Source organism: Pseudoalteromonas sp. SWN166, from assembly GCF_015864485.1.
Taxonomy (GTDB): domain Bacteria; phylum Pseudomonadota; class Gammaproteobacteria; order Enterobacterales; family Alteromonadaceae; genus Pseudoalteromonas.
In genome coordinates, this window is the sequence record NZ_JADYXB010000017.1 from 52,765 (window position 1) to 79,183 (window position 26,419).

18 protein-coding genes are annotated in these 26,419 nt (G+C 38.8%); 11 read left to right on the forward strand and 7 right to left on the reverse strand.

The genetic code is table 11. The annotated features are described in order from the left end of the window. Positions 1-23: 23 nt before the first annotated feature. Both I6F49_RS11870 and I6F49_RS11875 read left to right on the forward strand, forming a co-directional pair. Complete coding sequence (locus tag I6F49_RS11870; protein WP_197180634.1) at positions 24-578, forward strand: hypothetical protein; 555 nt, start codon at positions 24-26, stop codon at positions 576-578. A 2-nt stretch (positions 579-580) separates the two neighbouring features. Next, on the forward strand, positions 581-769 hold the full coding sequence (locus tag I6F49_RS11875; RefSeq protein ID WP_002960277.1) for a DUF1289 domain-containing protein: 189 nt from the start codon (positions 581-583) through the stop codon (positions 767-769). Between the two features lie 55 nt (positions 770-824). Here the strand turns inward: I6F49_RS11875 and I6F49_RS11880 are convergent, their stop codons facing one another. After that, positions 825-1,358, reverse strand: a complete 534-nt coding sequence (locus I6F49_RS11880) for a gluconokinase (protein WP_197180637.1) — start codon at positions 1,356-1,358, stop codon at positions 825-827. Between the two features lie 150 nt (positions 1,359-1,508). Here I6F49_RS11880 and gntU point away from each other — a divergent pair, with 150 nt between their 5' ends. Beyond that, a complete protein-coding gene (gntU, locus tag I6F49_RS11885) occupies positions 1,509-2,852 on the forward strand; it encodes a gluconate transporter (RefSeq protein ID WP_197180640.1) in 1,344 nt (447 codons plus the stop codon). Positions 2,853-2,947: 95 nt separating this feature from the next. Here the strand turns inward: gntU and gntR are convergent, their stop codons facing one another. The 5 genes from gntR to I6F49_RS11910 form a co-directional block, all read right to left on the reverse strand. Further along, positions 2,948-3,958 carry a gluconate operon transcriptional repressor GntR gene (gntR, locus tag I6F49_RS11890; protein ID WP_197180643.1) on the reverse strand — a complete coding sequence of 337 codons (1,011 nt, stop codon included), beginning with the start codon at positions 3,956-3,958 and terminating at the stop codon, positions 2,948-2,950. A gap of 225 nt (positions 3,959-4,183) precedes the next feature. Beyond that, on the reverse strand, positions 4,184-5,455 hold the full coding sequence (locus tag I6F49_RS11895; RefSeq protein WP_197180646.1) for an O-acetylhomoserine aminocarboxypropyltransferase/cysteine synthase family protein: 1,272 nt from the start codon (positions 5,453-5,455) through the stop codon (positions 4,184-4,186). A 1,126-nt stretch (positions 5,456-6,581) separates the two neighbouring features. Further along, positions 6,582-8,753, reverse strand: a complete 2,172-nt coding sequence (locus I6F49_RS11900) for a S46 family peptidase (RefSeq protein ID WP_197180648.1) — start codon at positions 8,751-8,753, stop codon at positions 6,582-6,584. A 105-nt stretch (positions 8,754-8,858) separates the two neighbouring features. After that, a complete protein-coding gene (locus I6F49_RS11905) occupies positions 8,859-10,943 on the reverse strand; it encodes a bifunctional diguanylate cyclase/phosphodiesterase (protein ID WP_197180651.1) in 2,085 nt (694 codons plus the stop codon). A 157-nt stretch (positions 10,944-11,100) separates the two neighbouring features. Then, positions 11,101-12,888, reverse strand: a complete 1,788-nt coding sequence (locus I6F49_RS11910; RefSeq protein WP_197180655.1) for a M61 family metallopeptidase — start codon at positions 12,886-12,888, stop codon at positions 11,101-11,103. Positions 12,889-13,092: 204 nt separating this feature from the next. Between I6F49_RS11910 and I6F49_RS11915 the strand changes: the two genes are divergently transcribed. The 6 genes from I6F49_RS11915 to I6F49_RS11940 all read left to right on the forward strand — a co-directional run bounded on the left by I6F49_RS11915 (position 13,093) and on the right by I6F49_RS11940 (position 20,472). Continuing rightward, complete coding sequence (locus I6F49_RS11915; protein WP_197180658.1) at positions 13,093-14,628, forward strand: GGDEF domain-containing protein; 1,536 nt, start codon at positions 13,093-13,095, stop codon at positions 14,626-14,628. Between the two features lie 62 nt (positions 14,629-14,690). After that, positions 14,691-16,034: a nucleotide 5'-monophosphate nucleosidase PpnN gene (ppnN, locus tag I6F49_RS11920; RefSeq protein WP_197180661.1), complete on the forward strand. Its 1,344-nt coding sequence runs from the start codon at positions 14,691-14,693 to the stop codon at positions 16,032-16,034. A 10-nt stretch (positions 16,035-16,044) separates the two neighbouring features. Continuing rightward, positions 16,045-16,818 carry a flap endonuclease Xni gene (gene xni, locus I6F49_RS11925; RefSeq protein WP_166420536.1) on the forward strand — a complete coding sequence of 258 codons (774 nt, stop codon included), beginning with the start codon at positions 16,045-16,047 and terminating at the stop codon, positions 16,816-16,818. A 70-nt stretch (positions 16,819-16,888) separates the two neighbouring features. Next, positions 16,889-17,272 carry a DUF3192 domain-containing protein gene (locus I6F49_RS11930; protein WP_166420565.1) on the forward strand — a complete coding sequence of 128 codons (384 nt, stop codon included), beginning with the start codon at positions 16,889-16,891 and terminating at the stop codon, positions 17,270-17,272. 11 nt (positions 17,273-17,283) lie between these two features. After that, entirely contained in the window at positions 17,284-18,972 is a 1,689-nt protein-coding gene (locus I6F49_RS11935; RefSeq protein WP_197180664.1) for a hypothetical protein, read from the forward strand. Positions 18,973-19,464: 492 nt separating this feature from the next. Then, on the forward strand, positions 19,465-20,472 hold the full coding sequence (locus I6F49_RS11940) for an isocitrate dehydrogenase (protein ID WP_197180666.1): 1,008 nt from the start codon (positions 19,465-19,467) through the stop codon (positions 20,470-20,472). 67 nt (positions 20,473-20,539) lie between these two features. Here the strand turns inward: I6F49_RS11940 and I6F49_RS11945 are convergent, their stop codons facing one another. Continuing rightward, the gene (locus I6F49_RS11945) at positions 20,540-23,560 is read right to left on the reverse strand and encodes an immune inhibitor A domain-containing protein (RefSeq protein ID WP_197180668.1); all 3,021 of its coding nucleotides are present in this window, start codon (positions 23,558-23,560) and stop codon (positions 20,540-20,542) included. A gap of 489 nt (positions 23,561-24,049) precedes the next feature. Here I6F49_RS11945 and I6F49_RS11950 point away from each other — a divergent pair, with 489 nt between their 5' ends. Further along, positions 24,050-25,777: an acetolactate synthase 3 large subunit gene (locus I6F49_RS11950; protein WP_197180670.1), complete on the forward strand. Its 1,728-nt coding sequence runs from the start codon at positions 24,050-24,052 to the stop codon at positions 25,775-25,777. Continuing rightward, positions 25,777-26,274: an acetolactate synthase small subunit gene (gene ilvN / locus I6F49_RS11955; protein ID WP_007580691.1), complete on the forward strand. Its 498-nt coding sequence runs from the start codon at positions 25,777-25,779 to the stop codon at positions 26,272-26,274. Before I6F49_RS11950 ends, ilvN begins: the two co-directional genes overlap by 1 nt. Positions 26,275-26,419: the final 145 nt, after the last annotated feature.

Below are 26,419 nucleotides of genomic sequence, written 5' to 3' on the forward strand. Positions count from 1 at the left end.
CAATTAATCGGTTACTGTGAACTATGAAAAACTATATTATTCCTTCCTTCGTCGCATTTATTTTATTTGTCGCGTTTATTTTAGCGGGCTGTACCAGCAAAACTAATCAGACTACAACTACAGCAGCCACTACTACAACGAATCAGTCTGTAAAAACCACAGTAACACCCGATGAATGCAGCACCATAAATAACCTAATAAATGGTTATGAGTCTGGTTTTAATTCAATCAAAACAGATAAAGTAAATAACCAGTTTACTAATCAATGGCGTACTAATACTCATATTGTTGGAGCAAGCTGTACGATTACTTTAAATAAGTCAGAGCAAGCAAGCTACCAATGCCAAACACCCGTTAATACACAAACGCAAACCGTAAAGTCTCATCAAAAACTGGCTAAGCAATTACGCCAATGCTTAACCACAACAGGTTGGTTTGAAAGCCAAAAAGAAACAGCAAGTTCAATTTACAGCACCTTTGTACTTGATACTAAAACCCCTGTCATTACACTCTCTACCAATCAAGAAGGTAATGGGTTCAATACTCGCTTTGAAATTGCACCACCGTTAGGGCTTTAATAATGCGCCAATTAAATCAAAACAAAAAACCATCTAAATTTAAAACTGATTGCCTAGGAATATGCGAAAGGCGCAGCGGTTACTGCACCGGGTGTGGGCGTACCAACGAAGAAATTTTTGATTGGATAATATTATCTGAAGATGAAAAAAAAGCGATTTTAGAAACACCACGAGCAGATGCTAACTCATAACAAATAAAGCCCCTAAATGTTAAAAGTAACAGTTAACTGATTAACTAAAAGCTTTTTACTTGTTGTGGCTATTCATTTTAGTTGCGCTAATACAGCTTTCGACTACTAGCTCGAATGAGTTATTAATATCTATATTTATAACATTGGGCTCATCTTCTTTTGGTACTTCTAGCGCTTCAAATTGGCTTTTGAGTAAATCAACAGGCATAAAATGCCCTTTTCTGTCCTGCATACGGCTTTTAACCAGCTCAAAATCACCATAAAGATGTAAAAAGGTAATACCTATATTTCCGTCACATATTTGTTCTCGGTATTTCTTTTTTAATGCAGAGCAGACTATTACCGCGACTTCATTTTTCTTTTCAATGCTAAATGCAGCATCACGTATTCTTTCTAGCCAAGGCACACGATCAGCATCGTTTAAAGGCTGCCCAGATGACATTTTTAATATATTAGCCTTGGGATGTAAGTCGTCTCCGTCGATAAATTTAGCGCCAATGCGCTTTGCTAATGCATCACCCACACTTGACTTTCCTGTGCTTGAAACCCCCATTACAATATAAACACGACCTATATTTGTGTTACTCATGTATTTACCCTCGCCTTAATTTAATAATTAATTATTTTCAATGTATATATTATATTGAGTTACGGGTAACATGTTACCCGTAACAAATACGAAAGTGAAGTTAAACACACACTAAACATCATAATTCACACTGAATATAAGTAGGGAAAAATGTCAGATCTATCTTTAATACTAACAGCGGCAGGCTCCATATTTTTATTGCTTTTCTTAGTAATGAAAGTACGACTACATGCTGTCGTCTCTTTAATCCTTGTTTCTATGATTGCAGGATTACTCTCAGGAATGAGCCCTGAAATAATTGCCGGTACAATTCAAAAGGGAATGGCTGGAACGCTAGGCTTTGTAGCGGTGGTGGTCGCTTTAGGCGCCATGTTTGGCAAAGTAATGGAAGAAACCGGCGCGCTGGATCGTATTGCCCACACACTTTTACACCGTTTTGGAGAAAAAAACGCTAATTGGGCGCTTACCTTTACGGGCTTTATTTGTGCCCTCCCCCTGTTTTTTGATGTAGCCGTTGTACTTTTAATCGGTATTGTTTTTGCTGTGGTAAGAAAAGGCGGTGGCAGCGTTGTTAAAATTGGTATTGGGCTACTTGCTGGAATAGCGTCTTGTCAGGCGTTTCTTATTCCTGCGCCAGGGCCGATTTTGGTTGCCTCTCAATTAGGCGCTGACTATGGTTATATGATTTTATTTGGCCTTATTGCTGCCATACCGGCAATGATTATAGGAGGTCCAATTTGGGGCTCTATTATTTCTAAATCTATTCATGTAGAACTCCCACAGCACGAACAAATCGACGATAACCAAAGAGTTGGTAAAGGGACGCCTAGTTTTGGATTAGCATTAGGTTTGATTGCTTTACCATTAATTATGATTAGTTTAAATACTATTGGTAGTCGCTTTGTTGAAAAAGACTCTGATTTATATAATTGGTTAGCCTTTATAGGTCATCCATTTACTGCAATTTTAGTTGCCTGCCTAATGGCATTTTATTTGCTCGGCGCAAGGCGCGGTGTCCCTAATGCTAGAATCATGGAAATTTGTGGTAGTGCCTTACAACCTGCGGGAATTATTATTCTTGTCACTGGTGCCGGTGGGGTATTTAAACAAGTATTAGTTGATTCAGGAGTAGGTACGGCACTGGGTAATTACTTAGCTGGCTCAGGCTTACCGATTGTAATACTCGCTTTTGTATTATCAGCCGCTGTGCGGGTCATTCAAGGCTCTGCGACAGTAGCTATGCTTACAGCGTGTGGCTTAATTATTCCAATGCTTCAGCCTTTAGGCCTTGATGGAGCGCAGCTTGCAGCTGTTACCATCGCTATTGGTGGGGGCTCTATTGTGCTCTCTCATGTAAACGACTCAGGATTTTGGTTAGCGAGTCGCTATCTCGGTTTGAGCGAAATGCAAACTCTTAAAACGTGGACGGTAATGGAAACCATTATTGGGTCTGTTGGCGCACTTGTCGCTATGATTATTTCTCTGTTTTTGTAAAATTATAGTCTGTAGAGTTATCAACGCACACATAAAAATCACCTGAGCCTTTTGTTATTTAGGCTCAGGTAATTAGGCTCATATAATTAGAGTATTTAAACACTTTCACCTAGATGAACTATATAACCAGTATCAATTACTTGCTTATAATTCATGCTAGTATCCAAATCGGAATTAATCCGGCTCAGCAGCTCTCTTCCCGCAACATTACCTATCTGATAACGAGGGGTGATAACACTTGCTAATTGAGGCACCATTGCTTGGCCAATATCATGACCATGAAAACCCACAACCCCCATTTGGCTAGGCACTAAAATATTGTTTCGCTGGCACTCAAAAATAGCCCCAATTGCTAAATCATCATTAGTACAAAACAAACAGTCAGTATTTGGGTAGTCAGTACGCGCTTTTTGTAAAAGTTCAGCGCCTAAACTGTAAGATGAAGCTTGATCAGTCATCACACTTTTAGGCATAAAGCCTTTAGCTAACATAGCATCTGAATAACCTTGAAATTTTAGGCGTGTTCGTACATCGAGCCTTGCACCTATATAAACAATATTGCGATAGCCTTTATTTAAAAGCGCTGTCGTCATATCAAAAGCTGCTTTAACGTTATCAAAACCAACCGCTTGCTGCATAGGAGAGTGATGAGTATCCATTATTTCAATCACAGGTACGCCTGACATCTCAATCATTTTTAGCGTTCTGTCTGTGTGTGTGGTTTCTGATAAAATTAAACCATCAACGTGGTACGACAATAAATACTCAACCCGTTTTTCTTCAATTTCAGGGTTGTAACCATAATGGGCCAACATTGTTTGATACCCTGCAGGTCCAGTCACATCTTCAATGCCTTTTATAACTTGAGAAAATACGTGGTTCGTTAACGATGGAACGAGTACACCAATAGAGTAGCTTTTAGCATTAGAGAGTAAATCAGGGGCTTTATTTGCAATGTAGCCTAGCGTATCAATAGCTGCACTAATTTTAGTGCGAGTAGACCCTGATACTTTTTCGGGATTACGTAAATAACGACTCACCGTCATTTTGGTTACACCAACCGCATCGGCAATATCTTGAAGAGAAGAACGTTTGTTTTTTTTCATCACACACAATTAAATAAAATGTTACTTGTAACATACCAACTATTGTGAAAAACCACTACTTTTAGCCCTTTTTATTTGGGTTAAAGTAATAAATATTTAGCCTACCGCCTGTATTTAAACTGTTGCTAAATGAATGGCTAAAAAGGTTTAGAAAACCTAAACCTTTTTAGCAAACGATACTGTATTTACAGTAAAGCTGAACAAGCATTTCTAATTAATGTAATTTTAAGCTTTATCGAGCGCTTGGCTTACATCTGCCATTATATCTACAATGTTTTCAATACCGACTGACAACCTAATTAAATCGCGGCTTACGCCTGCATTTGCTAATTCTTCATCGTTTAATTGGCGGTGTGTGGTTGACGCAGGATGACACGCAAGCGACTTGGCATCGCCAATATTAACTAAGCGTAAAATCATGTTTAGCGCATCAATAAAACGAGTACCTGCTTCTAAACCACCCGCAATACCAAAGCTTAAAATACCGGATGCTTTACCACTGGTAATTTTTTTGCTCATTTCGTTATACGGGCTTGATTTAAGCCCTGCGTAATTAACCCAAAGCACTTTTGGATGATTTTCTAAATACTCAGCCAACTGCTGTGCATTTTCGCAGTGGCGATCCATTCTTAAGCCTAAGGTTTCAAGGCCGATTAAAATGTCAGATGCGTTTTTAGGGGCAAGCGCTGCGCCAGTATTTCTAAGTGGCACTACTCTGCAGCGACCAATAAATGCAGCTTCAGCAAAGGCTTCGGTATAAACCACATTGTGATACGACGGATCGGGCTCGTTCATCATTGCAAAACGTGTAGCATTCGCTTTCCAATCAAATTTTCCTGAGTCGACAATCATGCCGCCAATAGCAGTACCGTGCCCGTTTATATACTTTGTAAGTGAGTGAACCACTATATCGGCGCCCAGCTCAAATGGGCGGCATAAATACGGCGTAGCCACGGTATTATCAACAATAAGCGGCACACCTTTACTGTGTGCAATACGTGCTAAGCGTTCAATATCAACAATATTGCCTGCCGGATTACCAATAGATTCACAAAAAACCGCGCGGGTGTTGTCGTCAATGGCATTTTCGAATGCTGTAAAGTCATCGGCTTTAATCATGCGTGCTTCAATACCTTGCCTAGGTAGTGTATGAGCAAATAAGTTATACGTGCCACCATATACTTGGCTGGTGCTTACAATATTAGTACCGACTTCACACAAACATTGAATAGCATACGTAATAGCAGCCATCCCAGAGGCCACGGCTAGCCCACCAATGCCCCCTTCCATTGCAGCAATACGTTGTTCAAGTACGGCATTGGTTGGGTTCATTATGCGGGTGTAAATATTCCCAGGTACTTTTAAATCGAATAAATCAGCGCCATGCTGCGTGTTATCAAATGTGTACGATGATGTATTGTAAATAGGCACGGCTGCAGATTTAGTTGTAGCTTCAGATTCGTAACCGTGATGCAGTGCTAATGACTCTAATTTCATAATTATTTCCTTCAATTAATTTACCACTAAGCTAGCACTTCTTGGCTATAAAATGCACATGAAATATATTAAAGGGTGTTGAGGAAAAGAATTAGAATGACACCCATCTAAATGAAAAGAATTAGAATGACACCCATCTAAATAATTTTGGTTTTTCACCTTACTGCGCGCGAGGTAAACTCGCGATTACGGGATTGGGGTTATATTTGTAGGCGCGGCTTTATGCCGCGTTTTTGTCTTATTGCGCGCGAGGTAAACTCNTATATTTGTAGGCGCGGCTTTATGCCGCGTTTTTGTCTTATTGCGCGCGAGGTAAACTCACGCCTACGGGGTTGGGGTTATATTTGTAGGCGCGGCTTTATGCCATGTTTTCACCTTATTGCGCACGAGATAAACTCGCGACTACGGGACCGGGGTTATATTTGTAGGCGCGGCTTTATGCCGCGTTTTCACCTTACTGCGCGCGAGGTAAACTCGCGATTACGGGATTGGGGTTATATTTGTAGGCGCGGCTTTATGCCGCGTTTTTGTCTTATTGCGCGCGAGGTAAACTCGCGACTACGGGATTGGTGTTATATTTGTAGGCGCGGCTTTATGCCGCGTTTTCACCTTACTGCGCGCGAGGTAAACTCGCGATTACGGGATTGGGGTTATATTTGTAGGCGCGGCTTTATGCCGCGTTTTTGTCTTATTGCGCGCGAGGTAAACTCGCGACTACGGGATTGGTGTTATATTTGTAGGCGCGGCTTTATGCCATGTTTTTGGTTTTTCACCTTACTGCGCGCGATGTAAACTCACGCCTACGGGATTGGGGTTATATTTATAGGCGCGGCTTTATGCCGCGTTTTCACCTTACTGCGCGCGAGGTAAACTCGCGACTACGGGGTTGGTGTCATATTTGTAGGCGCGGCTTTATGCCGCGTTTTTTCCTTATTGCGCGCGAGGTAAATTCCCGCCTACAAAGCTGGGGTTATATTGGTAGGCGGGGCTTTATGCCGCGCTTTGGAGTTTTACTTTATTGCGCGAGGTACACTCCCGCCTACACAAGAAAAACAATTAACGGTTAACTCCCAATAAAAAAGGCGCTTCCTTTACGGTAAGCGCCCTTCTCTATCTCACTAATTACTTATTTTACGATTGTCATTTCGTCTAATAAGTTTTGTGCATTATCTACTTTATCCATTACCCACAGCATGTAGCGTGAATCTACGTGGATTGAGCGATTAAGCTCTGGGTTGTAATCCCAATCACCAATAATACTTTCGTAAACACCGTCGAACAGTAAGCCTACAAGCTCTGCTTTGCCGTTAAGTGTTGGCGAACCTGAGTTACCACCGGTAGTGTCTACATTTGATAAAAAGTTAACAGGCACTGTATTCATACCACCCGTGTAATCACCGTAAAGCTTGGCTTTAATTTGCTCTTGTAACTTTTTAGGTGCATTAAATGGATCAACATCGGTGTTTTTAGCTAGTAACCCTTCAAGCGATGTAAAAGGTGTTGCTACCAAGCCATCTTGAGGTGAGTAGCCGCCTACTGTGCCATAGGTTACACGGAGTGTGCTGTTGGCATCGGCGTATACCGGTTTGTTTTTAGCTTTGTTAAACGCAATGATTGCGCTCATTAGCTCTGGGCGAGCTGCTTGTAATTTACCTGCAAGTGCTTTTGATTTATCTTCCTCAGCTTTCATTACTTTAAAGATTGCTTTAGCGTACTGCACAAATGGGTCTTGGCTTTGATTTAGCTGGCTAAACGATTGCTCAAATAATGAAGTGCGAACAGTGGCATTATCAAGTCTTGACTGTTCATACATGCTATCAAGTAACGCGCTTTGGGTTGCTTTATCAAAACCGTTTTGTACTTTAAATACGTTATCAACGTCGCTAAAACGCTCTTCTTTTGGAAGTGCTGCATATAGCTCTAAAAAGTGCAGTAAAATAGCTTTGTCTACTTTGCTATCATAACGGCGCGTCATGCGCTCAAGCCCTGCTTTAATGCGAGGTAAGTCACGTTCTTGATAACCAGATTCACGTTCGCTATTTGGCTTTTGTTTTTCGTAAGCTAAGCGGTATAAACGTCGTGCTGTACTGATCATTTGTGAGCGATGTACATAACCTAACATGCGGTCGCGTTCACTGTGCTCTTGTGATTGCGCAATTAGCTCAGATAGCTCACCTAATACGCTTCCGTATTGTTCTTTACGCTCAGCATCACTATTGATCCATTGTGTTAAGTCTTGCTCAAACTGTTTTTTGCGCTCAAGCATAGTGCCTTTTTTGAAGCTTTCGATCATCGAACCATAGTTTTTAATATAGTTGTTATAACCTGCAATGGTGCTTTCGTAAGCAATACGCGCTTTACTGCCGTCTTCTGAGTTTTCTTCAATAAGCGACACGTATTTTGAGTTATGCTCACGTGCTTTAGGGTAGCTGTCGTTAAATACGTTATCTACCTCTGTTGCTATACGGTAGCGGTTAGTTCGCCCTGGATAACCTGTAACCATTACAAAGTCGCCTTCTTGCACACCTTTGGCACTTACTTTTAGGTAAGAGTCTGGTACGTAAGGTACGTTGTCTTTGCTGTACTCTGCAGGTTTTCCATCTTTACCTACATAGGCACGGTAAAAACCAAAGTCGCCTGTATGGCGCGGCCACATCCAGTTATCTATATCGCCACCATATTTACCTACGCCCATAGCCGGTGCATAAGATAAGCGTACGTCTTTAATTTCAAGTGATTTAATTAAGTAAAACTCTAAACCACCGTGAAACGAATATACATTACAACGATAGCTTTCATCAGCTTCACATTGCGCTACTAGTGCTTTTTCGTTTTTTTCGAGTGCGTCGTAGCGTGCTTTTGCTGTTAACTCGTTAGTACCTTTAATTACTTCATCTGTTACGTTGGTAACCGTTTTAGTTACATATACGCGTGAGCCCGGCGCTGCAGGTAAATCCTCAGCAGGACTTTTAGCTAAAAAGCCATTTTCTAAAATGTTGTTCTCAGGCGTTGAGTTATATTGTACCGAGCCATAAACACAGTGATGATTTGTAACCACTAAGCCTTTAGGCGATACAAACGATGCTGTACAGCCACCTAGGCTAATTACCGCATTCATAGGAAATTCGGTTAATTTAGAAATAGATTCAACATCAATTTCAAGCCCTTTAGCTTTTAAAATTGATTCTAACTCTGGAAGTTGATGTGGTTGCCACATGCCTTCATCGGCAATGGCGCTACTTGAAAGTGATAGTGCGAATGTGGCTGCTAATGTAGCTACAAGAGGTTTTAAACGCATTATAGAATCCTTTTTATTTGTTTCTATAACAGGTTACTCGCGATGCGATAATAAGGTCAATAGCCATGTAATGATTTGTTACAATCGAGTGTTTAATCTTACTCTTTATTTAAAATTAATTGAAAAATCAAGAAATTGTTTTGCTGGTATTGGTTTGCTAAAATAAAAGCCTTGCATATAATCACAGCCCAATTCGTTTAATAAAGTGTGTTGCTCTTTTGTTTCTACGCCTTCGGCTACCACTGTCAGTCCTAAGCTGTGCGACATGGCAATGATTGCTCTCACTAAATTGCAATCTTCATTATTTAACACAATGCCATCTATAAAACTTCTGTCTATTTTGAGTACATTAAAAGGGTACTCTCTTAAATAACTTAATGACGAATAACCTGTACCAAAATCATCCATTGATAAGTTAATGCCTAATGCCGTAATTTCAGTCAATATATCAACAACATTAGTATGGCAACTCATCAATACTCCCTCAGTAATTTCAAGCTCTAAACTTTCGGGGTTTACTTGTGCATCAATAAGTGAATTTTGAATAAAGCGAAGTAACCCTGCGTCTCTAAATTGACGAGGAGATAAGTTAACTGCCATTGTATATTTTTGTTCGCGTTTACAAGTGCTTTGCCACTCATTTAAAAAATGTAATGCTTGGCTAATTACAAATTTACCAATAGGTACTATTAATCCTGTATTTTCCGCTATAGGTATAAACTCATCGGGTGTTACATTCCCTAACTCAGGGTTATGCCAGCGTAATAACGCTTCAGCGCCAATAATATGTTTATTTTTAACGTCAAATTGAGGTTGGTAATATAGTTCGAATTCATTACGCTCAAGGGCACCACTCATTTGCTCTTCAATTGATAAACGCCGCTGGATTACTACATTCATTTGCTTTGCAAAAAAAGAATAGGTGTTTCGGCCTAATGCTTTAGCTTGATACATTGCGGTATCTGCGTTACGTAGTAAATCCGAAGCTGAACTGCCATTTTCAGGGTACATAGCAATGCCAGCACTTAGCGTAACCATTAATTCACGCCCTTCTATTCTAAATGGCTCTCTAAAACTTTTAAGTAACTTGTCTATTATACGCAGTGCGCTTTTTGCACAAGATAAGTCGTGTAATAATACAATAAACTCATCACCACCTAGTCGCCCTACTGTACCATTATCACTAATAATTTCCTGAAGTCTTGCAGCAGCTTCAATTAATAATTTATCGCCAACTTCATGCCCAAGTGAGTCGTTAATTTTTTTAAAATCATCTAAATCCAGAAAACAAACAGCGGCATTACCTTTATTTTCATCTGCATCTTTTAAAATTTTTGATAACTTATCTAGCGCTAAAAACCGATTAGGAAGTAATGTTAAGCTATCAAAATAGGCTTGATGGCGTATTAACTCATCTGATTTATGTTGTTCGGTAATATCACGAACAATAACCATGACTTGCTCATATTGAGGTACATGATTTACACGGGCTTCAAAATATACAGTGCCTTTGGGTAGCCTCAGTTCGTACTCAAAGCTAACCATTTCTTTTTGCTTTAATGCTTGGGCAATATTAACCTGAAATTTAATTGCAATTTCATCAGGCAATACAGCAAACATGCTTTTACCAATAAATTCGTCAGGATTAACATAGAGGTTATTTTCATTACTGGCGTGGTAGTCAACAATAGTGCCATCTTCTTGCATTAAGAAAAATAAATCAGGGATTGCTTCGAAAATGGTTTCGAGCATTTTTTCTTTGAAAATAGCCTGTCCTTGAGCTTTTTTTACATCGGTTAAATCAATATCTATGCAATACATTTGTTTAATATTATATTGATTAATAAACATTACATGGCTTGAAAACACACACACCTGCGTGCTATTTTTGCGCTGTAAGGTAATCTCCGCTGCAGGAATTTCTGTACCGTTGTTAAGCCAATTAGTATGAGCCGATACAACCGCATCTTGCATTGGGGTAGGAATAATTAAATCTTCAAGCTTTTGCCCAGCAGCTTCTTGTGCACTATAGCCGTAAAGATACTCACTGCCTTTATTCCAATAAATTACACGTCGTTGCTCATCATACCCCTGCACAGAAATAGCGCTAACCGCGTCAAATAGCTGATGAAGCGGATCGTTTATAACAAACTTATGGGTTAGCACATTTACAGCTTTATCTATTTTCATTGTCAGTCGATGATCCTAAAGAGCTTTGCTTTTGATAATAGTACTTAATGATTGTTTTTTCCTATGTCAGTTGTGTTTTAAATTTCAATTGATTTGTTTTTAGCAATAAAAAAGGAGCCTAAGCTCCTTTTTAAAACTAACTTAAATAAATAACGTATTATTTATCGGTTACATCATTTGGATGTTCAACACCAATCCACGCTTTAAATAATGCCTTTTGCGCAAGCGTTGCGTCTTTATCAGCAACTACTTTTTTTGGTTTATCAAAATCTTCTGATAGCACTAACGTTAAGCTCTCAAGTGCATCACGACGAAGATAGTCAATGGTTACCTTGTCGCCAGCTTTAAACGTCTCTAGGCTGGTTTTTAAATCTTTACCTACGTGATGTTTGTTTATAGCAACAATTTTATCATCGGTAGTTAAACCTGCTTTCCATGCGCTTCCACCACGGCGAACGTAACTTAACGTAAGTAACTCGCCTGTGTTTTTAGCGGTAGCATCAATACTTGCAAGCGCTTTTGCTTTTTCAGGTCGCTCAAATTTTAAGCCTACTTTAGTAAGTAAATCGTCAAAGTTGATATTGGCAGGCGATTCTACATTTTCCTGCCACCAGCTTGAGTAATCACGCCCTGTTAAGTCTTTTAAAATATTAAGCACGTCTACGTCTGTAAAACCGGCTGGCATTTTATGATTGTTATAAAGTGCTTTGTGCACGTCGCGATAGCTTATTTTACCTTGGCTTTTTTCAAGTAAGTCGATATCTAAAGCTAAAGAGAGTAACGAGCCCTCCGAATAAATGTTGGTGCTATAGTTACGTGCATGATCGCCACCTTGATTAATCCATTTATCAAAGCTTGTTTCGCTTGCGCTTTGCACTTCACGGCCTGGTGTTTGTAAATGGCGATTAATGGTTTTGCTCATCACTTTAAAAAATTCATCTGTGGTTTCAATACCAGAGCGAACCATTAAATGGTCTTCAAAATAACTTGTTGAACCTTCAGCGATCCACAATAGTTTTGAGTAGTTCATGTTCGTGTAATCGTAAGGCACCAAACCTTGAGGGCGGTATGCTTTAACATTCCACGTATGAACAAACTCATGCGCAGCGGTGCTAATAAAGGCTAGGTAATCTTCGCGGCTACCAAATCGATCGCGTGGACGTTGAATAATTGTTGAATTTAAATGCTCTGTTGCACCACCTGCGCCCGACGTAGCATGAACCATAAATACATAACGTTCATACGGATAGCCATCCCAAATTACATTGCCAGTAGCAACTAATTTTTTAAGATCGGTAAGCATTTGCTCTACGTCGTAGTTACCTTCGCCCCATATAACTAAATCATATTCACGGCCGTCTACTTCAAAAGTATGTAACTGATTAATACCTGTTTCGATTGGCGAATCAACAAGTACGTCGTAATCAGCTGCTTTAAAAGTATTTTTACCTTTTAAATTATCCATACCCGATACTGAGCGCCATTTTTTAGGCACGTCTAAATTAACGGTTACAGGCTCTTGGCGAAACGCCTCACTGAACATAAAAAAACCTGACGCATCTATAAATGCATGGCTGTCGTCGATATGGCGAGCACGCTTGCCAAGTTCGTTTGCATACACTTGGTAGTCAACATTAACTTCTGTTGGCTCATTAAGGTGAATACGCCATGTACTGTGGTCAATTTTTTCCCATTTTAACTCTTTGCCATCTTCATCTTTAGCTTTGAAATAACGAATACCATTGGCGAGGTTTAGCATTTCGTAACGACCCGTACGCCATGCTGGAAGTTTTATATCAAGATGTGCTTGCGCAGTTTTTGGAAACTCTACACTTACATCACCTAAATGGTGCTGTGGTTGCGAAATTTCTAAAGAATAATTCACATCGGCAAATACAGGTGCTGAACATGCAGCTAGGATAGAAAGGGCTAATAACTTTTTCATAGAAACTCTTAGTGGAAACTTAATTGCTTGCAAGACTAACAAGCTGCTATTTAAAAGTGAATTAAATACGACAAATTGCCCTGTATGCGAGTTTATACGTAGTAGCTCATTAAAATTTCTAAGTTTTTTACTAGATAACTACATATAATAAAAATTTGTTGTAAACTAAAGATAATGAAATTAAATTGATGGCGGTACGCTTAGGTGTCACAAAGATCTAACGCAGCAGATAAAAAGCTAAAACAGGCAATTGAGGCTCGTATGGCTGTTGAAAGTGCACGCAAACATCAAGTGGATATTTTGTGTGACTTTACGGCTAAATTATCGTTGAGCTGTAAAGGGCTAGATATTGAGTTAGATAACCGCCTCGCCAAATTTAGAAGTGCCCTAAATAAAGGCATGAGTTTTGAGAATATTTCTCCACTTATTAGTGAAACTTTAACATTACTTAAAAACCAAGAATCAGTTCAACAAACCCAACAACGTGATTTATTCAACAATGTGCAAAATGCAGGTAAACAGCTACAAAAAACCAAGGGTTTACCTGATGAGACACGTAGATCTCTAAGAAACCTACTTGATAATGAAATTAATAATGTCCATTCAGTGCATGGTTATATCCCACTTCTTGATCAACTTATATCGTTTTACCACCAAGCTTTAATAACAAAACAAGACCCAGTAATTGATAAAAAGCTACCTACTGTACAGAGCCATGCAAATAAACTGCTTGAACTTGCTAACGAACTTGTTCTGGAAGATGAAGCTACTCAACAAATTAATCATATAAAAAATAGCATTACCGCAAGTAAAACTATAACTGCATTGCTTGATGCAGCGATTAGCATTATCGATGTAGTGGTAAAAAATATAAGTAAAGAACGTAAATCGGCACAAAGCTTTTTAGTTTCATTAAATCAAACCCTTGAAGATTTACACAATTCTATTATCTCAACTAGCAAGCACTCTGAGTCAATGGAAGTTGAGTTTGACTCATTAAATAAAAGTATAGAACTAAAAATAAAAAACCTTAATGAGCAAACCCAAAAAGCCACGTCAATTTCATCTTTAAAAGAGCTTGTAGATAACGAATTAAAATCACTAAGCGAAGATTTTATAGCGAAAGAAAAACTTGAGCGAAAAGACAGAGAAATGCTTAGCTCTAGCTTTAATGAAATAAATAAACGTATTGGTACTTTGGAAGGTAAGTTAACTACGTATAAAAAACGATTAAACGAGCAGCGCTTTAAAAGCTTACTTGATGGGCTTACAAAACTGCCTAACAGAGCCGCATTTGATGAACGCTACGATCACGAAATGCACTTGTTTAATGTACAACCATCAGATGTTACGCTTGCAGTTATTGATGTTGACCACTTTAAATCTGTAAATGATAGATTTGGCCACACAGCCGGCGACATAACACTTCAGGTTATATCAAAAGCACTGCAAAAATCAGTCAGAAAATCTGATTTTATAGCGCGTTATGGCGGTGAAGAATTTGTACTATTAATGCCAGGTGTATCGCTAGAAAACGCAACATTACCCCTGGATAAAGTAAGAAAGGTGATTAAAAATATCCCTTTTAAATTTAAAGAGAAACAAATCGAGATCACTATTTCAATAGGTGCAACTCAATTTAAAAAAGGTGATACGCTATTAAAAGCCTTTGATAGAGCTGATGATGCCCTTTACGATGCCAAAAATTCAGGGCGAGATAGACTTTGTACCAGTAAGTAATGTCATAGCTATTATAACTTTATGACAAGCAGTTTTACGATTTAGCAGTAAGGAGAACGTCTATGTTAATACAGTTAAACCCAACTGGGGTTTTAGATTTACTGTCGCAATTAGAAGTTGATTTATTAGAGCAATCTTCTGCTAGTGAGCGTTATAGGTTATTTAGAAACTGCGTACTTGCAGTGCTTAATGTAGGTAGCCATACCGACGAAAGTAACGATATATACGACAAATACCAAGATTTTGATATTCGTTTAGTAAGCCGCGAACGAGGTATTAAAATTGAACTTGAAAACCCACCCGAAACAGCATTTGTTGATGGCGAAATAATTATCGGCATTCACGAACATATATTCTCTGTTATTCGTGATATTTTGTTTATTTGTCAAAAATACGAAAAAGATTTAAAAGAGCAAAAAGCGATTACACATATGGTATTCGATATGCTCAGAAATGCGGGTGCACTGCGCGTTAAAAGCGAACCCAATATGGTTGTTTGCTGGGGCGGACACTCAATAAACGAAGTTGAATATAAATACACGAAACAAGTAGGTTATGAGCTTGGTTTACGTGGATTAAATATTTGTACCGGTTGTGGCCCTGGTGCTATGAAAGGCCCAATGAAAGGTGCCACTATTGGCCACGCAAAACAGCGTAATACCGATAACCGCTACTTAGGTTTAACAGAGCCAAGCATTATTGCTGCTGAGCCACCAAACCCTATCGTAAACGAGTTAGTTATTTTACCGGATATTGAAAAACGCCTTGAAGCTTTTGTTAGAACAGCTCACGCGATTATCATTTTCCCTGGTGGCGCAGGTACTGCCGAAGAACTGTTATATTTATTAGGCATATTACTCCACCCAGATAATACCAAGCAATGTTTACCTGTTATTTTAACTGGCCCTAGTGAAAGTGAAGCGTATTTTAAAGAGCTGTGTGATTTTGTTGAAATAACACTCGGCAAAGAAGCACTAGACAAGTTTGAAGTTATTATTGATAACCCTCAATTAGTGGGTCAAAAGCTAAAATCAGCGATGGCTAATGTTCGTGATTACCGTAAAAGTGAAGGCGATGCTTATTACTTTAACTGGACATTAAAAATAGATAACGACTTTCAACAACCTTTTGCACCAACACATGAAAATATGGCAAGTCTTGATTTACATCTTGATCAACCAAAACAGCTACTAGCAGCTAATTTACGCAGGGCTTTTTCAGGTATTGTTGCTGGAAATGTAAAAGACGAAGGCATTAAAGCCATTAAGCAAAACGGTCCATATATTTTAAGCGGCGAACCTGCCCTTATGGAAAATATGGATACGTTATTACAAGCATTTGTTGATCAAGGCCGTATGAAACTCCCTGGCAGCAAATACGTTCCGTGTTACAAAATAAAAGCATGAGTTTTATAGTTTGAAACCCCATTTACTTCTTATCGATGCGCTTAATTTAATTAGGCGCATTTACGCCGTCGACGCTAATCAAAAACATCACAGCGACGAGCAAATGATACAAACGTGTTGTTCTCGTGTAGCGCATGCATGTAAAAAGCTTTTAGATACCAGTAATGCAACCCATGCCATTGCTGTGTTTGATGGCGACAAAAGCTGGCGTTATCATTTTTATAAAGACTACAAACACTCGCGCGCGCCAATGCCTCAAGTATTAAAAGACGCCCTATTGCATTTTAAAACTGCAATTGAAGAAACCGGCATTGTTGTATTTGAGCCTATTAACGATGAAGCCGATGATATTATTGCAACGCTTGCGTTTAAGGCATCAAATAATCAAATAGCTAATACTGTTGTTTCTACCGATAAAGGCTTTTTACCGTATATAGGCCCTTATATTACAGTGTATGATTACTTTAAAAAACTCTATTTAGATGAGACAAGTATAAAAGAGCGCTTTGGTGTTGAACAAAATAAGCTTGTTGATTTTTGGGCTTTAGCGGGTGATAAGACAAATGATATTCCTGGCGTAAAAGGGATCGGTACTAAGTCAGCGCAGCAAATCGTTAATAACTACAATTCTATTGAACAAGCGGCAGAAGATGAATCTCTAAGCCCGGGTATTAAAACAAAGCTAGCCGCTAATATGGATATGTACGTAATTTCAAAGCACCTAGTTAGTTTACGCACCGACATAAATTTAGGCTTTAGTTTAAAGCAGTTAAGGCTTAATTAATCGCAAGTTAATAGCCTCTAAACATTACAAAACGTATACTATTTATTAGTTACCGGAGTTAGAGTAAACCATATTGAAAAAATTTATCCGATATTTAATTTTAGGTTTAGGGCTATATGCGCTGATAGCTGCATTGGTGATCACTTTTTATAAAGACGATCCTCAGGCCATGATTTGGCAAGACCGCGAAGCTTTCAATAAGCGTTATATCGAAAAACTATCCCTTGAGAAGCCAACAACACTAAATACTGTGCTTGATTATTTAGGCAGCCCCGATCTTACTTATGCTAAACGAGATGGCGAACAAGTGTTTCAGATAGTGTTTTACCGTACACAGCATATAACATCTGACGGTATAACCACCATGGATGAATGTACTGGGCTATTATTTAAAAATGGGCAGCTATTTTTATGGGGCCCGAGTGCATACAATAAATACCAAGAACAAAATTAGGTGAAGGTTTAATGGATGAAGCTGTTTCAACTACTTTAGAGCAGCTGCTTAATAATACGCAGCTGTTTTTAAGCTATTATAATAATAAACAAAAATGGACAGCTTTATACCCAATCGCAAGTAAGTTAGCTGAGCAATATAGAGTACTCTATAGCGAGCAGCCCTTCGCATTACAAGCCCGATTGACGCTTTACAACCCTAGTTATTCTTATGCCACAAATTTAGTTGTTAGTCAGAGTGTTATAACCGCTGCACTGTGTAAGTCTCAACACTATAATAATGATCTAAGTGAGCTATACATAGCGGCTTCACTCATTGAGCATTTGTGTGTTGGAGCGCAATTAAACAAACTTTGCGAGCAATCACCTTTTCAAGATTCTGATAAAAAAATATGGAAGATGCGCCATCAATTAGCTGCAAAAGTAATGTTATCTAGTGGTGATTCTGCCAAACCCGTTACACAATTGTTAGCTAAATTAAGTAAATATAAACAAGCATTGGTAAGTGCGCCTAAAATTATGCTTTACGATGGAGGTATTACCCTGATTGCTTTAGCAAATATTATTAGCATGAACATTACTAGTAATACGGCTAACAAACACATGAGTTTATTTAAAGCACTTACTGACTTGTACATTCGTACACCAAATTTGTTTGCACTACAGCTAATTAAATCGCTTATAGCGCATTTAGGGCCCTTATTACCGGGAAGCCGCGTTTTATATGCCGAGCAAACCATGATTTATTTAGCAACTGATACGCAGCAAAGGCATGTTTTAATTAGTACCGCTAATGCAAATAAATTAGCTTGGTATAGAGTAAAAGCAGCACTTAACGATAATCCAAAACAATGGCACTGCACTGACAAAACAATCAGCTTTAAAGTGTTTAACAGTGAACATGTTAAGTCAAAAAGTGAGGTTGAGGTTGATAAGGCACAGTCTTTACTTCAACTAATAAGTAATATTAAACTACAGCACGAATACAGCTACAAAGGATTAAGCCAGTTAATGGCGGCTCATCCCCAAGTAATTGCTAATTTATGCAAGGCTGTAAGACCATATAATAAAGAGCATCAAGCCGCTAAAGACTTAAAACATAGTTTATCGATGGTCGGTTATTATAATGCACCTGCAATAATTCAACGGGTTGTTTTTGAACAGTTAGTTAATGTTACCCCGCACCCTCTACAAGCCTATGTTACTAGCCGGTTAAATGGATTAGTAAAAATAATGGCTTTATTGGTAAGTAAAAATAAACACGAGCAGTTTGAGCATATCACTTTACCTTTATACGCTTACGTCCATTTTTTATTAACACACTGTAGTACACAGCTTTCTCGTAAAACACTCATTGACGACACTCCAAATAAAAAACTGAGTGCGCCGATTTGTTCATTTTTTGGGGTAAATGTAATTAATAGTGAGCAACTAACACAACAGCTTACTCATTTATTAAGTGACAACCCCTGGACAGCTAAGCTGTTAGAAGCAGAGCAAACACCTAAAAAACATTTAACTGATTCTCATAAACTCTGGATCACACTTAAAATTGTTGCTCAAAATGTGTTTAAACCAGAACTTGCGCTCACTGCGTGGCAGCAACAAACGTTACTTGAGCAACTAAAAATACTCAATTGGCACAACCCAACAGATTTTTTTCTACAATTAGAATCTCTTGAGTTATTTGATAGCATTTAATTTATGCAAAGCTAGGGCGTGTTGATCTTTGGTGGGTGAATTTACAGCAGTATGTTTGGTTTTTAGGCAAGGCGGAGCCTATGTAGTGTGGTTATTCCCCATGAATAGGCGATAAAGCAGCATAAATACCAAACATGCGCTGCCCTTTGGGTTCTTTCTAGGGACAATTAACTCTTTGTTGCTCGGTTTTTACTTAGCCCACTAGGTTACAAACCTCGCGCCGCGATTTAATCGCCCCTAGATTGAAAAAATTTCAATCCACAAAGTTCAACACGCCCTAATCAACCAAAATTTAGGTTATTTAACATATCTATACCCATTATAAGTTTCATGTATACCCAGTATTTTTTGTATAAACTAGCAAAATGGGTGATAAATTGGTATAAATGCGCCCTTAAATTTTCAAGCACGTTCACATAAATGATCTAACAAGCGATTACTCTCTCAGGGTAATAATTTATGTGCAAATCAAACTCTTTAAAGGAAAAGTCAATGGCCAAACAAACCATCACAGTGATCAAAGGCGACGGCATCGGTCCGAGCATTATCGACTCAGCACTTGAAATATTAAAAGCCGCAGGTTGCGACTTTGATTATGAATTTGTTGATGCTGGCCTAGCTGCACTTGAAAAAACAGGTGAGTTACTTCCACAAGACACGGTTGATACAATAGCTAAAAACAAAATCACTCTTAAAGGCCCATTAACTACGCCTGTAGGTGAAGGCTTTACGTCTATTAACGTAACACTTCGTAAGCAATTTGGTTTATACGCTAACGTACGCCCTGTTAAATCATTTGTTGGTACTAAAGCACGTTACGACGATATCGATATCATTACTATTCGTGAAAACACGCAAGGTATGTACTCAGGTGCAGGCCAAGTAGTAAGTGAAGACGGTAATGAAGCAGAAGCAAAATCGATAATTACGCGTGAAGGCGCAGAAAAAATCGTAACTTTTGCATATGAGCTAGCGGTACGTGAAGGTCGTAAAAAAGTAACTGCTGTTCATAAAGCTAACATTTTAAAATCAACATCTGGTTTGTTTTTAAAAGTTGCACGAGAAGTAGCTGAGCGTTACCCGCAAATTGAATCAAATGAAATGATTGTTGATGCAACGTGTATGAAGCTGGTAATGACACCTGAAGAATTTGACGTAATTGTAACGACTAACTTATTTGGTGATATTTTATCTGACCTTTGTGCTGGTTTAGTTGGCGGTTTAGGTATGGCACCAGGCGCTAACATTGGTGAAGACGCAGCAATTTTTGAAGCGGTACACGGTAGTGCTCCAGATATTGCGGGCAAAAACCTAGCTAACCCAACATCTGTAATTTTAGCGTCTATTCAAATGCTTGAGCATTTAGATATGGGCGACACAGCAGAGCGTATTCGTAGTGCTGTTGCTGATGTTATTAAATCTGGCGACCGTACAACTCGCGATTTAGGCGGCAGCCACGGTACAACTGATTTCACTCAAGCAGTAATTGACCGTTTATAATTAATATTTGTTATTAATTTAAAAAGCCCGCTAATTTAGCGGGCTTTTTTATTTTTGTTAATTAAGCTTATACCAACCTGGTGTATTTATGCTGGTTATTATTAAACCTAAATAAGCTTAACAGTAGTAATCCTAATAAACCTGCCAATGATCCGCCACTAGAACCCGAACTACTTTGCTGCTTTTGTACAGTAACTGATAATTCTTTAGCAAAAGTATCATTTTTTTGAGTATCAGTAACATTCAATATTACAGTAAATGTCCCATCAGTTTGATAAGTATGTCTTGGGTTTTGTAAGTTTGATACCGCACTGCCATCACCAAAATCCCAACTATAAGTGTAGCTATTAAAGCCACCGGTTACTTGTGTATTAAATTGGGCGCTTAAACCACTGGCTGAAAAGTTTACCTCTACAGTAAGTGGTACAGTCGCGGTTACATCAACGGCTTTAGTTTCTTCAGTCCCTTGGTTATCAGTCACTGTAAGCGATACTTGGTAGTCACCAGAGTACAAGTAGTTATAAGTGAGCGTTTGAGTTGTTAGAGTATTCCCATCCCCTAGCTGCCAATTAAAAGTATACGGAGCTAATCCACCTTTAAAGGAAGCTTGAGCTGTTAATGCTCCTTGATTTATTTCATATTCAATTTCATTTACAGATAATGGCTCAACTAATGTAACTTGAGCTACAGCTACTTGCTGTGAAGTATCATTACTTGCCATAAACTCAACGCTATAGGTGCCATAGTCTTGGTATTCATGAGTAGACGTTAACTCTGTGCTTGAGCTGCCATCGTCAAAACTCCACGTAAACTTATCCGCAGGGGTGAGGGAAAATCCCTCAACCTTAAAATCAACAATTAAACCTGATTCAGTAAAGTTAATCCCCTTGGTAACATCGTAATTGAGCTGTACTTCTACGTCTTCACTATCCGTTGACTGGTTTATAATACTAAACCCAAAACCTACTTGAGGCAGCACAACACCCGATGGTTTTTGCGCTGTAAAGCTATAGTCCGTTTTATCACTAAACTGGGTAATAGCTGATAAATCATCATCACCTAAACCTGCACGTTGCGGGTACAAACTAAAAGCAGCATCACGTATTTGAATTGCTGTAGCAGCAGGATTCTGTGTACTTCCTTTATTTATTGAGCGCTGATCGGCATCTACCACTAATGCAAAGCCACTACCCGGGTGCTCCGTCGTATTGTTATCTGCCTGAGATTCATTGCTATACCACAATAGTAACCCAGGTGAGTACTGCTCAGTTTGCAAACTGCTGTCAACACCTGTGTATGAACGTAGTTGTAGATAGTAATGTGATGGCGATGCGTATATGTAACTACCTATTTTTTCAAAGCCATTAAACTCGGTATTAATTTGATCTTGTGCATTATTTTGCCAAATTAAGGTATCACTTTGCTCAATACGCATATCATCCACAACAAAACCATAATAATGTGTGTTCGCATCCGTTATGTATTCAATTTTTAGATCAATTGTTTGCCCAGCATAAGCAGATAAATCAAACTTATGAGTTAAATAGCCGTTGGGCTGCTTAGCATCACTATTAAAAAATGAATCACCTGATATATACGGACCAATGTCACCATAGTATGGGTTAATTGCTTGCGTATAATTACTAGCAATAGGCTCCTCATTTACTTTTACTTGAACTAAATCATAGTCGCGCTCAATACTATAATAAGCAATAAAGCTTAAAGTAAGTGCCTCAGTTGTGTTTGGTAGCGTTACTGAATTAACTAAGCTGTTACTAACATTGTCGCCCGTATTTGAATAGTATTGAAAATCGCCTTCTACTGGCGTTTTAAATTTTTCGAGTCGAGATGGCAGTGTTATTTTTATTTGGCTTTGTAGTTGTGAAGTGCTCGCAGTATTAATTAATGTTTGCTGTGCGTTAGCATCTATCTCATCCATATCAAGCGTGAGCTGATTAACCCAATTACCCTGGTATCGATTTTGTAAATATTCAAGCGCATAAGGGCTAAACATAACAGGCTCTGAGCCTCGTGGCGAACCTGCCCAACTTCCTGTCGACATAACTGACCAAGACGCAACAGGCTCACCTACAGTATTAGATTGTAAGTCGTATTCATCCAATAACCCTAAGTCATGCCCAAACTCATGCACCACCACACCAATCCCGGCATCAATTGGGCTAATTGTATAACCAGAGAGTTTAATATTGCTGCCTGCAATCTCGCTCGGCCCGCTATTTTCATCAAAGACATAATAACGATGCGACCAAATTGCATCAGTACCTAAATATCCACCACCTGACTCTTCACCAATACTTGAATGAAAAATCATTACATGATCAATAATGCCATTAGGTTCGTTGAGGATGCCATCGCCATCAATATCATCTAAATCGGTTAAATCATAATCTGCTAAATTAATATTAAATTGTGCGACGGCTTTTTCTACCGCTTCTTTTACAAGTGCAGGTGCATTTTTATCTCGTGTTGTACCTTGGCGTTCACCATATACTTTTGCGTTATTGTCAGCGGTTACCCAGCCATATACTTGCCCGTTAAAGTTTAAGCTGTTCCCCGAAGCCGCTTTATAATAATCGGCAGCGGTTGATAAGCTTTGCCCTTCAGGACCTGCATAACTTTGAGTATTAAAAAGCATTTGCTGGTAATGCTCAGTTGAATAGTCAGCGTAAAACATGTCTGTGTCTTGCGCTACAAGCTGATTAGAGTCGTGTTTAAGATCAGGGAAATCAATTAATATAGCTAACACTTTTACATCATTAACGCTTTGATCAGGCACTAGGGATGTTGAAAAAGAAGCCTGTGGCTTATTTGTGTTTGAAAAATCTGTAGAGGAGGACTTAAACTGCCTAAAGCCATTTTTAATTAGATGATTGGCAGCCTCAGTATTGCTCATATATGACTTAAATGAACTATCTAACTCACTAGACGATACTTGGTCTCTTTTTTTAAGCCAATATAAAATACGTTCTTCGTTAGTTATACCAACATCATGGGGGCTTAAATTATTAGCCGCAACTATAGGGCTTAATAGAGTAGTTAAAAGCGCAATTAACGTCACTTTTTTCACTGTGTTTTCCTCAAACATAATTATGTAGTAATCATACCTAATAATAGAAATTTAAACAGGCGATAAAAACATATAGTTAACATGTGCGATAAAAGTTAATGGCCTGTCACACACTTTTATAACTAAAATCAAACACACAACCCAAAACGCATAATTTCTGCTAGTTAACTCAGTTAAATACAGTATTTCTGCAGATTCAAATTAAAAAAAGCTACAAAACGAATTTAAAATGCAAAAAACCACTTTCAAGGTTGACATAAGGGTTCAAAACCCTTAAAAATAAACCTATACAGAATTTTTAATTTAAAAGCAGTGTTTTGCTAAGTAGAGTAAAAACTATGAACACACAAACTAACCTTTTAGTCGTACTCGAACTGGTCTTAGTTATAAGCCCAGCGGGGATGTATTAAAAGGTGATACTGCTTTTTAAAAACCCTCGCACTACGCGGGGGTTTTTTTATGCATAAAAAAGCGCACAGAGGAATGAGGATGAGCAAACAAGAATATAATGGCTCTGAACTAGTAGTTCAGGCATTAAAAGAGTTAAAGGTAAAATATATATTTGGCTACCCCGGTGGTTCGGTTTTAGATTTATATGATGCACTTTTTCAGCAAGATGACATTGAACATATATTAGTTCGTCATGAACAAGCAGCAACGCATATGGCTGATGGTTATGCCCGTGCTACAGGAGACGTTGGTGTTGTACTTGCTACCTCAGGCCCTGGCGCTACAAACTGCATAACAGGCATTACAACAGCTTATATGGATTCAATCCCTATGGTTGTTTTAGCCGGCCAAGTTCCGACTAGTTTAATTGGCGATGATGCATTCCAAGAAACCGATATTGTTGGCTGTTCGCGCCCTGTAGTTAAACATAGCTTTAACTGTAGAAGCGCTAAAGAAATCCCAACAATCTTAGCTAAAGCCTTTTATATAGCCAGTACAGGTCGCCCAGGCCCTGTTGTGGTTGAGCTTCCTAAAGATATGCTTAACCCTGCAATTAAGTTTGAATACGATTTCCCTAAAACAACAGAACTAAGAACATACAGCCCTAATACTAAAGGGCACTCAAAACAAATCCGTAAAGCCGTAACCACTATTTTAGAAGCCAAAAAACTGGTTATTTACTCTGGTGGCGGTATTGTTATTTCAAATACATCAGAGCAATTAACACATTTAGTTGAGTCGTTAAATGCGCCCATTACAAATACCCTAATGGGGCTTGGTGGTATATCGGGCGTGCATCCAAATTTTGTAGGTATGCTTGGCATGCACGGCACGCTTGAGGCTAATAAAGCAATGGCCAATGCAGATGTGATTTTAGCACTTGGTGCACGCTTTGATGACCGTGTTACCAATAACGTTAAAAAGTTTTGTCCAAATGCCACCATTGTACATGTTGATGTCGATCCAACTTCTATCTCTAAAACAATTAAAGCGCACATACCGGTTGTTGGTTGCTTAGCTACAGTACTAGAACAACTACAAGCTGGCATTGATAAAAGCCCTATTAAAATTGATCGCAGTGCACAAGAAGATTGGTGGCGTCAAATTATCAGTTGGCGTGAACAAAAATGTTTAAGCTACAACACGACTGATGGCGACAAAATTAAACCACAAGCTGTAATTGAAGCGGTTTACAAAGCAACAAATGGTGATGCTTATATCAGCTCAGACGTTGGTCAGCACCAAATGTTTGCTGCGCAGTATTATCCATTTAAGCACCCTCGCCAATGGATTAACTCAGGCGGGCTAGGCACTATGGGCTTTGGGTTACCTGCAGCTATGGGCGTAAAGCTTGCTTTTCCTGATAAAGAGTCTGTATGTATTACAGGTGATGGCTCTATTCAAATGAACATTCAAGAGTTATCTACCTGTTTGCAGTACAATTTAGCGGTAAAAGTTGTATCCCTAAATAACCGTTCTTTAGGTATGGTACGCCAATGGCAAGACATGGTTTATGGCGGACGTCATTCATCATCTTACATGGACTCACTGCCTGATTTTGTTAAGTTAGTTGAAAGCTACGGGCATGTAGGCATACAAGTAAATACATTAGATGAATTACAACCGGCTATAGATAAAGCAATGAGCATTACCGATCGTTTGGTATTTTTAGATATCAACGTTGATGAAAAAGAACATGTATACCCAATGCAAATTAAGTTAGGCGGCATTGATGAGATGTGGTTACGTAAAGGAGTAAAAGCATAATGCGTCGTATTTTATCTATTCTATTAGAAAACGAACCGGGTGCCCTATCGCGTATTGTTGGGCTTTTTTCACAGCGCGCATACAACATCGACAGTCTAACTGTAGGCACAACTGACGATCAGTCATTGTCGCGTATTACTATTACCACTATGGGCGATGACAGAGTCGTTGAGCAAATTACAAAACAGGTTAATAAACTTGTCGATGTGCTTAAAATTATCGATTTAACAGAAATGAGCCACATTGAGCGAGAGTTATTACTTGTTAAGGTATTTGCCCAGGACGAAACAACTCGTGCAGCGGTTACGCGTGTCGTTGATGTATTTCAAGGTGTTATTTTAGATATGGGCCGACAAAGCTACAGCCTACAATTAGTTAGCAGTACAGACAAAATAGAATCATTTTTAGACACTCTTCGTCACGAAACAGATATTATTGAAGTTGTACGCTCAGGTGCAGTTGGCATTGGCCGAGGCGATAAAGCGCTAAAAGCATAAGTTTCGTCTATTAAAGCCGTTATATAGCTAACACCGATCAGTTAAGGTATTTTTGATCGGTTGACCGATCTTTTGGTTGCTTCACAATACCCTTATCATCTTTTGATTATGAGGGTATTTTTATGCTTAGTCATTGGTTACTTGA

Coding starts and splice junctions, on each gene's coding strand:
- I6F49_RS11870 (WP_197180634.1), top strand. CDS start 24: ATGAAAAACTATATTATTCCTTCCTTCGTCGCATTTATTTTATTTGTC.
- I6F49_RS11875 (WP_002960277.1), top strand. CDS start 581: ATGCGCCAATTAAATCAAAACAAAAAACCATCTAAATTTAAAACTGAT.
- I6F49_RS11880 (WP_197180637.1), bottom strand. CDS start 1,358: ATGAGTAACACAAATATAGGTCGTGTTTATATTGTAATGGGGGTTTCA.
- gntU (WP_197180640.1), top strand. CDS start 1,509: ATGTCAGATCTATCTTTAATACTAACAGCGGCAGGCTCCATATTTTTA.
- gntR (WP_197180643.1), bottom strand. CDS start 3,958: ATGAAAAAAAACAAACGTTCTTCTCTTCAAGATATTGCCGATGCGGTT.
- I6F49_RS11895 (WP_197180646.1), bottom strand. CDS start 5,455: ATGAAATTAGAGTCATTAGCACTGCATCACGGTTACGAATCTGAAGCT.
- I6F49_RS11900 (WP_197180648.1), bottom strand. CDS start 8,753: ATGCGTTTAAAACCTCTTGTAGCTACATTAGCAGCCACATTCGCACTA.
- I6F49_RS11905 (WP_197180651.1), bottom strand. CDS start 10,943: ATGAAAATAGATAAAGCTGTAAATGTGCTAACCCATAAGTTTGTTATA.
- I6F49_RS11910 (WP_197180655.1), bottom strand. CDS start 12,888: ATGAAAAAGTTATTAGCCCTTTCTATCCTAGCTGCATGTTCAGCACCT.
- ppnN (WP_197180661.1), top strand. CDS start 14,691: ATGTTAATACAGTTAAACCCAACTGGGGTTTTAGATTTACTGTCGCAA.
- I6F49_RS11935 (WP_197180664.1), top strand. CDS start 17,284: ATGGATGAAGCTGTTTCAACTACTTTAGAGCAGCTGCTTAATAATACG.
- I6F49_RS11940 (WP_197180666.1), top strand. CDS start 19,465: ATGGCCAAACAAACCATCACAGTGATCAAAGGCGACGGCATCGGTCCG.
- I6F49_RS11950 (WP_197180670.1), top strand. CDS start 24,050: ATGAGCAAACAAGAATATAATGGCTCTGAACTAGTAGTTCAGGCATTA.
- ilvN (WP_007580691.1), top strand. CDS start 25,777: ATGCGTCGTATTTTATCTATTCTATTAGAAAACGAACCGGGTGCCCTA.